13 protein-coding genes are annotated in these 14,404 nt (G+C 64.6%); all 13 read right to left on the bottom strand.

Translation table 11 applies throughout. From position 1 onward, the window contains the following. From PQR40_RS05590 to PQR40_RS05530, 13 genes are read right to left on the bottom strand one after another with little or no spacing between them, the layout of a single operon-like run. On the bottom strand, positions 1-1,230 hold the full coding sequence (locus PQR40_RS05590) for a beta-ketoacyl-[acyl-carrier-protein] synthase family protein (protein WP_408508582.1): 1,230 nt from the start codon (positions 1,228-1,230) through the stop codon (positions 1-3). Continuing rightward, on the bottom strand, positions 1,227-2,453 hold the full coding sequence (locus PQR40_RS05585; protein WP_408388528.1) for a beta-ketoacyl-ACP synthase: 1,227 nt from the start codon (positions 2,451-2,453) through the stop codon (positions 1,227-1,229). Before PQR40_RS05585 ends, PQR40_RS05590 begins: the two co-directional genes overlap by 4 nt. Next, positions 2,453-3,178 (bottom strand): 3-ketoacyl-ACP reductase FabG2, encoded by a 726-nt coding sequence (locus tag PQR40_RS05580; RefSeq protein ID WP_408222452.1) that lies wholly within the window; start codon positions 3,176-3,178, stop codon positions 2,453-2,455. The genes PQR40_RS05585 and PQR40_RS05580 overlap by 1 nt, the downstream gene beginning before the upstream one ends. Continuing rightward, positions 3,175-3,660 (bottom strand): hotdog family protein, encoded by a 486-nt coding sequence (locus PQR40_RS05575; RefSeq protein WP_408222454.1) that lies wholly within the window; start codon positions 3,658-3,660, stop codon positions 3,175-3,177. The genes PQR40_RS05580 and PQR40_RS05575 overlap by 4 nt, the downstream gene beginning before the upstream one ends. 8 nt (positions 3,661-3,668) lie before the next feature. Next, on the bottom strand, positions 3,669-4,853 hold the full coding sequence (locus tag PQR40_RS05570) for a beta-ketoacyl-[acyl-carrier-protein] synthase family protein (RefSeq protein WP_408388526.1): 1,185 nt from the start codon (positions 4,851-4,853) through the stop codon (positions 3,669-3,671). After that, on the bottom strand, positions 4,850-7,315 hold the full coding sequence (apeM, locus tag PQR40_RS05565; RefSeq protein WP_408508581.1) for an ApeM family transporter: 2,466 nt from the start codon (positions 7,313-7,315) through the stop codon (positions 4,850-4,852). Before apeM ends, PQR40_RS05570 begins: the two co-directional genes overlap by 4 nt. Then, a complete protein-coding gene (apeL, locus tag PQR40_RS05560) occupies positions 7,315-8,001 on the bottom strand; it encodes an ApeL family LolA-like protein (protein WP_408508580.1) in 687 nt (228 codons plus the stop codon). The genes apeM and apeL overlap by 1 nt, the downstream gene beginning before the upstream one ends. After that, a complete protein-coding gene (locus PQR40_RS05555) occupies positions 7,989-8,420 on the bottom strand; it encodes an acyl-CoA thioesterase (protein ID WP_408508579.1) in 432 nt (143 codons plus the stop codon). Before PQR40_RS05555 ends, apeL begins: the two co-directional genes overlap by 13 nt. Beyond that, on the bottom strand, positions 8,417-10,024 hold the full coding sequence (locus tag PQR40_RS05550; RefSeq protein ID WP_408508578.1) for an HAL/PAL/TAL family ammonia-lyase: 1,608 nt from the start codon (positions 10,022-10,024) through the stop codon (positions 8,417-8,419). The genes PQR40_RS05555 and PQR40_RS05550 overlap by 4 nt, the downstream gene beginning before the upstream one ends. After that, entirely contained in the window at positions 10,011-11,780 is a 1,770-nt protein-coding gene (locus PQR40_RS05545) for a glycosyltransferase family 2 protein (RefSeq protein ID WP_408508665.1), read from the bottom strand. The genes PQR40_RS05550 and PQR40_RS05545 overlap by 14 nt, the downstream gene beginning before the upstream one ends. Then, on the bottom strand, positions 11,780-13,492 hold the full coding sequence (locus PQR40_RS05540; protein WP_408508577.1) for an ApeI family dehydratase: 1,713 nt from the start codon (positions 13,490-13,492) through the stop codon (positions 11,780-11,782). The genes PQR40_RS05545 and PQR40_RS05540 overlap by 1 nt, the downstream gene beginning before the upstream one ends. Continuing rightward, a complete protein-coding gene (locus tag PQR40_RS05535) occupies positions 13,489-14,151 on the bottom strand; it encodes a COG4648 family protein (protein ID WP_408222466.1) in 663 nt (220 codons plus the stop codon). Before PQR40_RS05535 ends, PQR40_RS05540 begins: the two co-directional genes overlap by 4 nt. Beyond that, complete coding sequence (locus PQR40_RS05530; RefSeq protein ID WP_020069032.1) at positions 14,151-14,402, bottom strand: acyl carrier protein; 252 nt, start codon at positions 14,400-14,402, stop codon at positions 14,151-14,153. Before PQR40_RS05530 ends, PQR40_RS05535 begins: the two co-directional genes overlap by 1 nt. Positions 14,403-14,404 lie beyond the last annotated feature (2 nt).

Genomic DNA, 14,404 nt, shown 5'->3' with positions numbered 1-14,404 from the left:
TCAACCGCCCTGCCACCCTTCGAATATCAGGCTGGCGCAACTGCCGCCGAACCCGAATGAAATCGACATTGCCGTGCGGATGCTTGCGTCACGCGTCGTGCGCACGAGCGGCATTTTGTCGACGCCCGGCTCCGGCGTCTCGATGCCCGCCGTACCCGCGATGAAACCGTCGCGCATCATCAGCAACGTGTAGATCGCCTCATGCGCGCCGCATGCCCCGAGCGGATGCCCGGTCATGCCTTTAGTCGACGAGAACGCGGGTACTTTACCGCCGAATACGTCGCTCAATGCGCGCAACTCCTCGACATCGCCAAGCGGCGTCGACGGTGCGTGCGTGTTGATGTAGTCCGGACGCCTGCCCGCGTCGCCGAGTGCGCCGCGCATCGCTCGCGCGATGCCGGCCGCGCTCGGCGTGACCATACCCGCACTGTCCGTGCAGTCGCCGAAACCGGTCAGTTCCGCGTAAATGCGGGCGCCACGCGCCAACGCGTGATCGAGCGATTCGAGCACCAGCACACCGCCGCCCGAGGCAATCACGAAGCCGTCGCGCGCCATATCGTAGGGACGCGAAGCGTGCTGTGGCGTGTCGTTGAAGTTGCGCGACAGCGCGCCCATCGAGTCGAACATCAATGTCACGTTGTCGTGTAGCGACTCGCTGCCACCGGCGAGCACGATCTGCTGGCGGCCGGTCTGAATCAGTTGCATCGCCTGGCCGATGGCAAGCGCCGACGTCGTACATGCCGACGACGGCGAGTAGCTCACGCCTTCAAGTCCGAACACCTGCGCGACATTGGCGGACGCGGTACTGCTCATTGCTTGCGGAACCGTATATGGCGGCACTTTGTCGACGCCCCTGGCATTTGCAATCGCCACGGCCGCGTCGTAACTCGACAGCGTGCCGACGCCCGAGCCGATCACCGTGCCAGCGCGCGGCGAGCGCAACGCGGTGGGATTGAGCCCGGCATCGTCGATTGCTTTACGCGCGGCGTGACACGCAAAGCGCGCGGTATCGCCCATGAAGCGCTCAAGCTTGCGCTCGAACGGCGGCTCCTGCGCAACCGACGCCACGCCGGCCACCTGCGAACCGAAACCACGCTCGCGCCACGCGTCGATGCGCTCGATGCGCGAGCGGCCCGCGCGCAGCGCGGCGGACACTTCGTCGAGCGTATTGCCGAGACACGACACGAGCCCCATGCCGGTGACGACCACGCGCTGCAGCGCGAAGCTCATCGAACGCGCCTGAAAATCAGCGACGTGTTGATGCCGCCGAATGCAAAGTTGTTGCTCATCACATATTCGGCGTCGATCTCACGGCCCGTGCCGACGATGTAATCGAGCGGCGCGCAGGCCGGATCGACGTTCTCCAGATTCAAGGTCGGCGCATACCAGTTGCGCTTCATCATCTCGATGGTCCACCACGCTTCCAGCGCACCGCACGCGCCGAGCGTATGGCCGACATAGCTCTTGAGCGAACTGATCGGCATGCGCGCGCCGAAGGTCTGCGCAGTCGCATGGCTTTCGGCAATGTCGCCACGGTCCGTGGAAGTGCCGTGCGCGTTAACATAGGCGATCGCTTCAGGCTGCAGTTGCGCATCCTTCAGCGCGAGCCGCATGGCAAACGCCATCGTTTCGGCGGTCGGCTGCGTCATGTGCGCGCCGTCCGAGTTACAGCCGAAACCGACGATCTCCGCATGGATCCGCGCACCGCGCGCCACGGCATGTTCATATTCTTCGAGCACCAGTGTGGCCGCGCCTTCGCCGACCACAAGGCCGTCGCGCGCGGCATCGAAAGGACGGGGCGTCAGATGCGGCTCGTCGTTGCGCGTGCTGGTCGCGTACAGCGTATCGAACACGGCAACCGCGGGACCCGACATTTCTTCCGCACCGCCTGCCAGCATCAGCGTCTGCTTGCCGGCCTGGATCGCTTCATACGCGTAGCCGATCGCCTGACTGCCCGATGCACACGCACACGAGGTCGGGATAATCCGTCCTTTCAGGTCCCAGAACAGGCTGACATTGACGGCCGTGGTGTGCGGCATCATCTGTACGTAGCTGTTCGACGTGACGTCGCTCATCGAGCCGGTTTCGAGCATCGTGCCGAACGCGCGAATCGGTTGTACCGAGCCCGACGAGGAACCGTAGGCGACGCCCATGCGGCCGTCCTTGATGGTTACGTCGTCGGCGAGGCCCGCGTCGGCGAGCGCCAGTTCGCTTGCGCGTACCGAATACATCGACACCGGTCCCATCGAACGGGTTTTCTTGCGCGGATAATGCGCGGGCATCGTGAAGCCTGGCAACGGACATGCGAGCCGCGTATGCAGCGACTCGAAATAATCCCACTCGGGCATCCGGCGCACCGCGTTCACGCCGATCTTCAGGTGCGTTTCGATCACGTCCCAGCTATCGCCGAACGCCGTGACGCCCCCCATGCCGGTAATGACGACGCGTTTCATCACACCATCCCACCATTGACGCCAATCACCTGACGCGTGACATACGAAGCCGCATCCGACATCAGGAAGCTGACCACGGACGCCACCTCGGCAGGCTGGCCGACGCGGTTCATCGGCACCGTCTTCAATACCTGCTCGAGCGGCATGTCGTCGAGCATGCCAGTTTCGATCAAACCCGGCGCCACGCAATTGACGGTGATGTTGCGCGTCGCCAGTTCCACGGCGAGCGCCTTGGTCGCGCCGATCAGGCCGGCCTTCGCCGCGCTGTAGTTGACCTGGCCGCGATTACCGATCACGCCGGAGACCGACGCGATCGTGACGATGCGCCCGCCTTTGCGCGCACGCACCATCGGCATGGTCAACGGATGGACGACGTTGTAGAACGAGTCCAGACCGGTTTCGATCACGATGTCCCAGTCTTCTTCGGTAAGGGCGGGGAACGCGGCGTCGCGGGTCACGCCCGCACTGCACACAATGCCGTAGTACGGACCGTTCGCGGCGACATCCGCCTCGAGCACCTGGCGGCACACGGCGCGCTCACGTACGTCGAACTGCAGCACGCGCGCCATGCCACCTTGCGCGGCGATGCCCGTTGCGACTGCTTCGGCTTCGGTGCGGCCCGTGCGGCAATGCACGGACACCGCGAAGCCATCGGCAGCCAACTTGTACGCAATCGCGCGGCCGATGCCGCGGCTTGCGCCGGTAACGAGAACACGCCGGCTCATGAACTGAAACTCCCTTCAATGAATGACTGAAAATCACGCGGCTGAAAGACCTTGATGACCGCCTCGGCGCAACACACATCGCCGTGATGAATCGTGCATTCGTAGGCGCCGTGGCCTTCTTCGCTGCGCAGTAATTCCGTTGCGTGGATCAGCAACTGGGCGCCGCTTGCGAACGACGGTTGCAAAGCTTTGTAGCTGCGCGAGCCGAGCAGCACACCGGGACGCGCCCTACCGCCACCGCGCATGGCCAGTAGCGCGACATGCGCGGCGATGGCTTGTGCCATCAGCTCGATGCCGATCCATGCAGGCATCGCGCCGTCGGCGTCGGCATACCACGCGTCGGCGCGTACGGTTGCTCGAGCGCTCAGTGCGTCTTCGCTAAAGGTGTTCACGGCATCGATCAGCAGCATCGTGCCACGATGCGGGATGATCGCTTCGATCGGTTGCAGGGCGAGGTCCTGAGTGGAGAGCGTCTGGGTCATCACGCGCGTCACCGTCCGAGGATCAGGCTGACATTGCTGCCGCCGAACGCAAACGAGTTGCTCATTACGTACTGCGGCCCGGCGCCGCGTGGCAGAAAGCGTTCGCTTTCGACCAGGTCGAGCATCGGCAACGCGGGATCGGCCTCGCCGTCCCACAGATGACGCGGCAGCGGCACGTTTTCGCGCGCCAGTGTCAGCCAGGCGAAGGCAAGTTCGGTGGCGCCCGCAGCGCCAAGCTGGTGCCCGGTCAGCGGCTTGGTGCCGCTCGTCGCCACGCCTTCGGGGAATACGCGCGCCATCAGCTTCGCTTCCATCTCGTCGTTCTTGCGCGTGGCGGTGGCGTGCAGATTCACGTAGCCGATCGCCTCAGACCCGATCCCCGCATCGGCCAACGCCGCGTCCAGCGCAAGTTCGCCGCCCACACCGAGCGGATCAGGCGAGGAAATATGATGCGCGTCGCTCGATTCGCCGACACCCGCGAGTCTCACCGCCGCTTCATCGCGACTCATCAGGAACACGGCGGCACCTTCACCGACGTTGATCCCGCAACGATTGCGGCTCATTGGATTGGACCGCTCGCCGCTGGTCGATTCGAGCGATGCGAAACCCTGCACCGTCAACTCGCACAGCGAATCGACGCCACCCACCACCACCGCATCGCACAGTCGCAATTGCAGCAACCGGCGGGCCGACGCAAAAGCCTTCGCGCTCGAGGTGCAAGCAGTCGAGATCGTGAACGCCGGGCCCTGCACGCCGAGCGCGGCGGCGGCAAACGGCGCGACGGTGCCGATCTCCATTTGCCGATAGTTAAAGTTGGCGGGCAGGTCGCCCGCTTGCGCCTGATAGACGAACGCGGCTTCGGCCGCTTCGATTCCCGACGTGCTGGTGCCGAGCACCACGCCAATCCGATGCGCGCCGTAACGCTCGCGCGCCGCTTCGACCACGGGTGCGATCTGCGCCAGCGCGGCCAGCAGCAAGCGGTTATTCCGGCAGTCGTAACGCGCAAGCGCGGCGGCCGGCGCCAGATCCAGCGGCGCGAGCACACTGCCCACAAACGCCTCGCCAATGCCCGTGTGCGCGTTCGCCATACCGGGGGCGTGACCGGCGACAAGCGCCGGGACGATGGCATCGAGGTCGCCGCCGAGCGCATTGATCATGCCGAGCGCGTGCAAATAAACTGATGGCGCCTTCATGCGGCCCTCCTTGATTCCGATGGCATGCCGATCGGCGCGAGCAGCACCGATACCGCAATGCCGAGCGCGAGCGTGGCGCCGAAACTCTTTAGCGCAGGCATTGCGCTCATGCCGAGCATGCCGAACGACAGCAGCGTGGTCGCCGCCGACAGCAGCACACCGGTCCATACCGCGCCGAGATCGGCGTCCGCACGCAAGCAGCCTTCGCGCAGAAATACCGCATAGTTTGCGCCAACGCCGAGCACCAGCATCAGCGCGAGCCAGTTGAAAAGATTGAGCGGCACGTGAACGTAGCCGAACACAGCAAGCGTGACACCGACCGCGAGCAGCACCGGCAGCGTCACGGCGATGCCGCCACGCACACCGTACCGCAGCATCAGCAGGACGAGCACGAGCGCCAGCGCACCGCCGAGCCACCAGCCGCTATCCACGCGATACGCACCGAAAAGCTTCGAAACGCTCGCCGCCTTGTCGACAAAGACGACGCCGGACACCGCCTGCGCGGTGGCGATCAGCGTGGGCTCGTTCTGTGGTGTGACGCCCTGCGGGATGACGACCGCGGCATAGGCTTGGGTCGCCGAATCGACCACACCCAGCCACAGATGTTTGTACGGTTGCGACCACGGCGCGGCGAGCCACGTGTCGACCGTGAGCGGCGGCTGCGGTTTCGCGTACGCAGCAAGCCAGGCATCGGCGACTTCGTCCTTAAAGCCCGCCTGCAGCAGCGTGGCGCGCAATGCCGCGGGATCCTTGAACACGTGCTGTGCAAGCAACGCACGATCTTCGTTCTGCTGTTTCGCGGACGGCACGAATTGCGCCACCGATTGATAGCTGCCGACCTTGTTCGCCGTGCCGTTCAAGCCATCCAGTTTCGTGCCCAATGCTTCCGCGCGCTGCAAAACGATCTCCGGCGTCTCGCCGCGCACCACAAAAAACTGCGCGCTGTTATCCACGCCAACGGCCGCGCGCACCTTGTCTTCCTGCGCGACCAGTGAAGGATCACGCTGGATCAGCAGATGGATATCGTCGTCGCTCGTCAGACGCAACCAACCGGGAATCGCCACGATCAGCAACAGCGCCGCGACGAACCATGCGCGCTTGCCGCCGATCGTGCGATGCCAGACGGTCAGCACACGCGCCGCCCCGGCGAATACGCGCTGTGGGCTGCGCTTCGGCGCGCGCGTGAGCAATGCCGGCAACAACCAGAGTACGGAGGCAAACGCCGTCGTAATGCCGGCAATCGCGAAGCAAGCAATCTGCTTGAGCGCGGGGAACGGTACCCATGTGAGGATCGCGTAGCCGAGCAGGCTGGTGGCAAGCGCAACCGTCAAGGCAGGACGTACCGCACGCGCTCCACGGCGCGAATCCCAATCGCTGCCCGCGCCGAGATACACCACGAAATACTGGATCGAATAATCGACCGCTTCGCCGATCAGGCTCGCGCCGAACACCAGCGTCAACAGATGCAACTGGCCAAACACCAGCATGGTCACCGCGAGCGCGCAGACGATGCCCAGCGCCGTCGAAACGAAACCGAGCAGCAACAGACGCGGCGAGCGGAACACCCACATCATCAGCAACGCAATCCCGCACAGCGACGCGACGCCGATCAGGTGCACCTCATGCTCCGACGCACTGCGAGCCGATTCCGCGTAGAACACCGCGCCGGTTCTCGCCACCGACACATCGGGGAACGCCTGCTTCAACGCGCTTTCGCCTTGTGCGAGCGCGACAAGCACGGCGTGCTGGGTTTTCGATTCGTAGGCCGAGCCCGGCAGCGTGGCGACGATCAGTACGCTGGTCGCGGTGCCGCGATGCGACACCAGCATGTTGTCTTCGAGTTCGAGATTCGACGTGGCGAGCGGCAGGCCACCAAGCCAGTGTTCGAGCCAGCCGAACGGATCGTCGGCGAGTGGTGTGGTCAGGCCGCCGCGTAACGGGCTGTAGATACGCTGCGCGAGCGCGTCATGCAGTCCCCCAAGGGCATTTCCTTCGGGGCCGGGGACATCCTGCGGGGCGTCGTGCAACACCGCGCTTGAAGCAGTGCTCTGCGAGAGAGTCGCGCGGTCAGCAGGCGCCAGCAAACCGAAGCGATACGGCATGTACAGCGCCGCAATCTGCGACAGATCGAACGGCGGCAATTCCGCCGTCACTGAGCCGAACGCCCCACTCTTCTGCAATGACGCGCCGAGTTGTTTCGCTGCCGCCCTGGCGTGCGCATCATCGTTGCTCGTGACCAGAAAAACGGTGCGGTCGCCAAGCGCGCTCGCCAGCGTATCGACCGCCTTTTCGGCGACCGGATCCGCTTCGGTGGCGGGGAGCAAAGCCAGCAGATTGGTTTGCAGCGGCGACGGTCCCGCGAAACGCCAACCGCAATACAGCGCCGCGGCGAGCGCGAGCAGCAGCCACGCGACGCGCATACCCCACGCCTGTTTCGCGGACCGCTGTTGCAGCACCTGCATTACGGCGCTCCGAGCAAGCTGCGTTCAGCCGGCGTCGGTTCGGTCACGGCCGCGCTTTTCGCAAAGTCGAGCTTCGTGACGTCGCCGTTCGCGAGCGTGATGCGCAAGCTTTGCAGGTAGTCGCCGCCATTCATCTGCAAACCTTTGATCGACTGGGCGATCTGTGGCTGGTTCGGCGTGAGTTGCATACGCCACTGCGCGACACTGCCTTCGGCCCCGACGTCGAATTGCGAGTACAGCGCCGACAGATCGCCGCCGAGCATCGCGCGCATCATCTTCGAGACCTGCGCGACGCCGCGTGTGCCCTGGGCACTGTGAGCCGTCACGCGCTGGCCGTTTGCGTTGACTTCGGTGACGCCCGCGTCGGTGATGACGTAGGTGGCTTTATACGGCGTGTCGATCTGCCAGATCACGCCACGATCGCGGAAGAACAGCAGTGAACCCGTGCTGACGAGCGGCTGCTTCATCGCGGCGAGCGTTTGCGTTTGCGTGAATTGCGCGCGGACGCCCTTGGCTTGTGCGAGGTGCGAGGCGATCTGCGAGACGAGTGCCGGGTTATCGGTGGACTGCGCGGCTTCTGCCGCAGACGCTGCCGCGCCTGATAGGCTCAATGCGCTTATAACGCTGACCGTACCTAGTGCGAGCAACGCGCTCGCTGCCACACCGCGCAAGTTCATTGTCCCCATACGCGCTCCAGCTTTTCGAATACGACCGGCGGAGACACGAACTGCAATTCCTGGGTCGCGGCATCGACGGCGACCTGGATCGTGTAGCCCTTCGTCAGCCGCGTGCCAGTTGCGCAATCGACAATCTCATAGCCTATTTTCAGGCGGTTTTCGTGTTCGAGCAGTTGCGCGCGCACTTCGAGCGCCTGACCGTAGGTAGCCGGACGCACATACTTCAGATGCGCCTCGACGATCGGCCACAGGTAACCCGAAACCTGCATCTCGCGGTAGTCGTAATCGAAGGTGCGCAAGAGCGCCGCGCGGCCAATCTCGAAGTACTTCAGATAGTTGCCATGCCAGCACACGTTCATCGCGTCGACGTCGTGAAACGGCACTTCGACCGTCGCGCTGGCCGTCAGCACTTTAGGGGAGCCGGTCATGCGTTCGAGCCTCCGCGATAGTCGTCCAGTAAATTGCACGCGGCGATGCGCGCGGTCAGCGCACGCAGGTCGCTTTCCAGAGCACGGTCTTCGTCGACGAACGGCGACTGCGCGCTCACGCTGTCGATGAAGGCTTGCAGCGGCGCGGGGACCGGCGTGGCGCTGTCGATCTTCAGGCGCAAATGCGCGGCTTGCACCGTCGCCAGTGTATGCGCGGCGGCGACCTGTTCGGTCAACTCCAGCACGCGCAAACAGTCGCGCGCGGCAATCGTGCCCATGCTGACCTTGTCCTGATTGTGCGCCTCGGTCGAACGCGAGAAGACGCTCGCGGGCATCGTGTTCTTCAACGCTTCGGCCGTCCATGCTGACGATGAAATCTGCACGGCCTTGAAGCCGTGATTGATCGCGGCACGCGCGGGCGCGGCGCCCGACAGATTGCGCGGCAAGCCATTGTTGAAATTCACGTCGACTAGAAGCGCGAGTTGCCGGTCCATCAGATCCGCAAGATTGGCGACCGCAACCTTCAGCGAGTCCATCGCGAACGCAATATGGCCGCCGTAGAAGTTGCCGCCGTGCAGCACGCGCTCGTTGTCGGGATCGATCAACGGGTTGTCGTTCGCGCTGTTCAGTTCGTTCTCGACATCGCGGCGCACCCACGACAAGGCATCGCGCACAACGCCGATTACATGCGGCGCACAACGAATCGAATAGCGGTCTTGCAGACGATGCCCCGGCGTATCCTCGCGCCCAGTCAGATCGTCGCGAATCCACGCTGCCGCTTCTGCCTGGCCTGCGTGCGGTTTCACTTCGAATAGCATTGCGTCGAAGTGCGCAGCGCGGCCGTCGAGTGCCACGGTAGAGAGCGCCGTGAGACGCGCGGTGAGGCGCGTGAGATGATCGGCACGCGCAAACGCGAGACAGGCGAGGCCGGTCATCACCGCGGTGCCGTTCATCAGCGCGAGGCCTTCTTTCGGTGCGAGCGTCAATGGCGCATGACCGAGTTCGGTCCAAACCTCGCGTACGTTGCGCAGGGCGCCGCCGAACATCACATCGCGTTCGCCGGCAAGCGCGGCGGCCACGTACGAGAGCGGCGTCAGATCGCCGCTTGCACCGACCGAGCCTTCCGACGGGATGCGCGGCAACACGCGATGATTGATCAGGTCGGCAAGACGTTCGAGCAACACGGGGCGCACGCCGGAAAAACCATAGGCCAGCGAGTTGAGTCGCGCGGCGATCACCGCGAGTGTTTGTGCGTCGTCGAGATGCTGGCCCATGCCGCAGCCGTGGTAACGCGTCAGTTGCAATGGCAACGCTTCGACGAGTTCCGGAGGCACGTCGACCACGCACGCGTCGCCATAGCCGGTGTTGACACCGTACACAGTCGCACCCGCCGCCAGATGCCGGCGCAGAAAATCCGCGCCGCGCTGGATGCGCGCGCGCCACGCCGGATCGGCGCTCAACGCAACCGGCGCGCGGTGATGCGCGATCGCGACGACCTCTTCGATCGTCAGCCTGCGGCCGCCAACCGTCACCGCCGCGGCGTTTGCGCCGGTGTTCTCTTTTGCGCTGAGGTTCGGCGTTTCGATCAGATCATGTTCGGCCATTTGCGCCTCGCTTGGGGCTGGCCCAGAAATCGAAGAAATTGAACCATTGATAAGGTGCCTTGCGGCAATAGTGTTCGAGCCGCGCCGCGTAACGCTGCGCCCACGCGGCAAGATGCTGTGCGCGCTCGCGGCGCGGCAATTCGATGCGATCGGCGAAGGGCTCGAAATACAGACGATAACCGTCGTGCTCTTTCAGGCAGAAGAACAGATAGACCGGGCAGCCCAACGCATGAGCGAGCACGTAGGGACCTTGTGCGAACGGCGCAGTCGAACCGAGAAATTGGGCTTCCGTCGTACGGCCCGCTTCGTGTGCCGGTACGCGGTCGCCGACGATCACCAGCAGTTCGCCCGCATCGACACGCTCCTGCATCATCATCGCGGTCTCAGGTCCGAAGTCGCTGACTTCGAGCAGATGCCGCGCGAACTGGCTATTGGCCGAAGCCAGCACGTTATTGAAGCGCCTGGCGTGATCGGTGTAGACCACCGCGGTGACTTTCGCGTAGCCGCCTTGCGCGGCGAGCGCGCGGGTCATTTCCAGATTGCCGAGATGCGCGCCGATCACGAGCGCACCTTTGCCGCTCGCCACCAACGCTTCGAATGCCGAAGGATCTTCGAATTTGACGTCGGCATTATTGACGCGGCCCGACCATGCCGCGAGCTTGTCGAAGCCCGATTGCGCGAACGCCAGCATGTGACGATAGGCGGATAGCCAGCCCGGACGCGGCGTATCGCCGTGCGGTGCGGCTTCACCGAGATGCGTGAAGTAGTTGCTCGACGCCTCGCGCGCGGCGCGGCCCGTCAGCAGAAAATACGCGACGATCGGATGCAGCCAGAGCGCGGTGAAACGGCGGCCAAACAGCTTGCAACTGAGCGCGAGCAACGACATGCCCAGATGGCTGCCGCGTTCGGCGATCCGCCACCAGTCCTGCGGGCGCTGTACGCTGTGTTCCGCCTGCCTGCCCGGTTCATCCTGTGCGCCCTGCTTCCCTGGCTGACTTGCGGCGGCCGGGCGGCGTGGCATCACTTTATGCGCGAGCAGCATCGGCAGACGCCACAGCATGCCGAACACGAGCCGCGTATGGCTGCGGCTGATGCGCACGTTGTCCCACAGCACGTCGAAATGCGACACGCCATCGGTTGCATAGGTCACGCGCGTCGGAATCGAGCGGAACGCGGCGCGACGCCAGTAGAGACGCACGAGAATTTCGATGTCGAAGTCCATGCGTGTCGGCAGTTGCACGCTGTCGATCAGCTCGCAAGCCAGCGCAAGCGGATAGAGACGGAAACCGCACATCGAATCGCGAATCGTCAGCGAAAGCGTTTCGATCCATACCCACACGTGCGTCAGATAACGGCCATAGAGGCGCGATTTCGGCACGCTCTCGTCGTAGACCGGGCGGCCGAGGATCACCGCGCCCGGTTCGGTTTGCGCGGCCTCGATGAAACGCGGCACGTCCGCCGCGTCGTGCTGGCCATCCGCATCGATCTGCACTGCGTGCGTGTACCCCGCAGCGCGTGCGGCGCGCAGGCCCGCCATCACGGCCGCGCCCTTGCCGCCGTTGACCGGCAAACGCAGCAGTTCGAGCTGACCCACGTACCGTTGCGCCAGCGCAGCGAGCACCTGCTGGGTCGCCTCATCGCTGCCGTCGTCGACGACAAGGATCGGCAAGCCGTGCACCACGAGATGGGCGACGGTCGCGCCGATCGCGTCCTTGTGGTTGTAAATCGGAATGACGATGCACGGGACGACGCTCATCATGCAGGCTCCCGATACACGATCACGCCGGATGCGCATTCACGCCCGTTCAGCCGGTACGCGAACTGCACTCGCCTACGCGAGGCGTCGTGGGCGAGCGTGAGATTCAGCACTGCGCCGGGCGACACCGGCGCCATGAACTTGAGCCGGTCGATCGATGCCAGCGCGCGCACGGCCGGCACGTGTTCGGCGGCCAGACGCATTGCCCAGTGCACCTGGATGACGCCCGGCAGAATCGGCAGACCGGGAAAATGGCCGGCGAAATGCGCGAGCGTCGGCGGCACGCGCAGTTCGTAGTGCAGCGTGTCGGCATTGCGCGTTTCGGCGAGCACTTCCACGCCGTCCGCGCGCGGCTCGAAAGCCGCCGCCACGGCAGCCACCGGCAGTTTGCCGCGCGCGTCGAACGGCAATGTGAGGCGAAAACGCCAATGACGCGGTAGCACCACTGCATCGAAATACGCAGCGAGATGACGGCGCAGGGTTTGCGCGAGATGCACGCGGCCTTCCTCACGCAATGCCTCGCTGCCCGCTTCGGTCAGCGCCACCACGGCGCCGACGCGCTCACGCGACGCGCCTTCCAGCGGCACAATCGCCGCTTGCGCGACATACGGATGCAACGCAAGACGCGCTTCGAGCTCCGGCAGCGACACGCGCTTGCCGTCCAGCTTGAGCACGCGATCGAGGCGGCCTTGCAGGCGAAAGCGGCCATCGGCGTCGAAAGCGATTTTGTCGTCGGTGCGATGCCAGCCGGTGTGGTCGAGATGCGGCGAGCGAACGTTCAGTGCGCCCTCTTCGTCGCGGCGTACTTCGATACCGCCCACCGGTTGCCACGCATCGCTCTGGTCCTGGCGACGCCACGCGATGCCGCCTGTTTCCGTACTGCCGTAGATTTCGAGCGGCGCGGCACCATAAGCGGCGGCGTATTCCCGCGCGGCTTCCAGGGCGAGCGGGCCGCCTGAAGAAAAGAATGCGCGCGGCGCCGGCATCAACGCGGCGAAACCCGGCAACGCGGGCCAACGCGACAATTGCGCGGGCGTCGAGACGACCACCGTCGCGCCGCACTGCTCGATCTGCGTTTGCAAATGCAAAGGCTCGATGCTGATCACCCGGTCGAATGCGCGGCCCGCGGCGAGCGGCCACAACACGCGAAACAGCAGACCGTAGATGTGATGATGCGGCACGCTCGCGAGCATCGTCGCATCGCCGACCAGCGCGCCCCACTGCCTTTCGAGCGTGTGCACTTCGGCGTTGAATTGCGCGAGGGTCTTGCGGATCGGCTTGGGGGTGCCGCTGCTACCCGACGTGTAGAGCGTCAACGGGGCTTGCGGATCGATCGTGTATGAGGTGTCTCGCGCGTGTGCGACGTCGGCAGCGGCGCAGGCATCTCGCACAACTTGCGGCAGGTCGGCATCGGTCAGCACGGCGTCATACGCATTAGCAAGATCGGCGAGATAGCCCGGTGTCGCATTGGCCGGAATCACCGGCTCCTTGCCGCACGCGAACAACGCAAACAGCGCGCAGGCGAAATCGAACGGATCATCGATACACAACGCGTAGCGGCGCGCGGCCTGCGGTTGCACCAGCGAGACCAGCGTCGAGACACGCGCGCGAAACGCAGCGCGATCGAGCACCGTCGCGCCGTCGCGACATACCGGCGCATTCACGACGGAAACCTCCGGGTCCGCCGACAGCAGATCATGCAAGGCGATCATGCCGCCTCCGAACGCGCGGCTCGCGGCAGCACCACCAGGTAACGCCAGATGACCTCGGCCACCAGCAGCACGCCGATCAATCCGTAGGCGATCGCACCGTTATAGAGCGACCAGCTTGCACGGCTCCAGTACAGCGCCGTATACGCGGAAAACGCGCCGTTCAGCGCGAAGAATACGCACCACACCTGGGTCACGCGCCACGTATGGCGCACGGCGCCCGGCGGCAGATTCGGATTGCCCAGCCGTGCGAATTTTTCGATCATCGATGGCCCGCGCACGAGCGTCGCGCCGAACGCGATCAACAGGCCCAGATTGACGAGCGACGGATAGAGGCGCAACAGCAGTTCGCTGTTGGTGAACACGATCGCCGCCGAGGCGCAGCTCAGCAAGCCGACCACGGTCCAGTCGATCGAGGAGAGCCGGCGCAGCGAGGTCGCGACCGGACCGCTGCCGGCCCAGCGCTGCAACCACAGAATCGCAAACAGCATGCAGCCGACGTAGCGCGGCGTGTCCCAGCGCCAGGCACACAGAATCAACGCGGGATACGCGAGTTTTAGCAGGACCTGCACCACCGCTTTGGCCCAATGGCGCTCACTGCCGGACGATGCCCCGGCGGGTGGGCTCGCCGCCGCTTGCATTCGCGAGCGCACGAATGGCATCAGCCTTGTGCCGCCAGCAGGGATTCGACCGCACCGATCACGTCACCGACCGTGCGCACCGACTTGAATTCTTCCGGCTTGATGCGGCGGCCGGTCATTTCCTGCAGCTTGATCGCGAGGTCGACGGCGTCGATGCTGTCGAGATCGAGGTCTTCGAAGAGATGCGCGTCGGGTGTCACGCGCTCCGGCTCGATCGCGAAGTTCTCTTTGAAGATGGCGCGTATGCGCTCAAGAATCTCTGCCTCGGACACGA

This window comes from Paraburkholderia sediminicola, assembly GCF_046026855.1.
Taxonomy (GTDB): domain Bacteria; phylum Pseudomonadota; class Gammaproteobacteria; order Burkholderiales; family Burkholderiaceae; genus Paraburkholderia; species Paraburkholderia sediminicola_A.
Note: the sequence above shows the minus strand (reverse complement) of the source record. Positions and strands in the feature narration are given on the sequence as shown.

Bases quoted from the DNA above. Each gene is read 5' to 3' on its own strand.
- PQR40_RS05570 (WP_408388526.1), bottom strand. From the start codon at position 4,853: ATGAAGGCGCCATCAGTTTATTTGCACGCGCTCGGCATGATCAATGCG.
- PQR40_RS05585 (WP_408388528.1), bottom strand. From the start codon at position 2,453: ATGAAACGCGTCGTCATTACCGGCATGGGGGGCGTCACGGCGTTCGGC.
- PQR40_RS05555 (WP_408508579.1), bottom strand. From the start codon at position 8,420: ATGACCGGCTCCCCTAAAGTGCTGACGGCCAGCGCGACGGTCGAAGTG.
- PQR40_RS05540 (WP_408508577.1), bottom strand. From the start codon at position 13,492: ATGATCGCCTTGCATGATCTGCTGTCGGCGGACCCGGAGGTTTCCGTC.
- PQR40_RS05575 (WP_408222454.1), bottom strand. From the start codon at position 3,660: ATGACCCAGACGCTCTCCACTCAGGACCTCGCCCTGCAACCGATCGAA.
- apeM (WP_408508581.1), bottom strand. From the start codon at position 7,315: ATGCAGGTGCTGCAACAGCGGTCCGCGAAACAGGCGTGGGGTATGCGC.
- PQR40_RS05545 (WP_408508665.1), bottom strand. From the start codon at position 11,780: ATGAGCGTCGTCCCGTGCATCGTCATTCCGATTTACAACCACAAGGAC.
- PQR40_RS05550 (WP_408508578.1), bottom strand. From the start codon at position 10,024: ATGGCCGAACATGATCTGATCGAAACGCCGAACCTCAGCGCAAAAGAG.
- PQR40_RS05580 (WP_408222452.1), bottom strand. From the start codon at position 3,178: ATGAGCCGGCGTGTTCTCGTTACCGGCGCAAGCCGCGGCATCGGCCGC.
- PQR40_RS05535 (WP_408222466.1), bottom strand. From the start codon at position 14,151: ATGCCATTCGTGCGCTCGCGAATGCAAGCGGCGGCGAGCCCACCCGCC.
- PQR40_RS05590 (WP_408508582.1), bottom strand. From the start codon at position 1,230: ATGAGCTTCGCGCTGCAGCGCGTGGTCGTCACCGGCATGGGGCTCGTG.
- apeL (WP_408508580.1), bottom strand. From the start codon at position 8,001: ATGGGGACAATGAACTTGCGCGGTGTGGCAGCGAGCGCGTTGCTCGCA.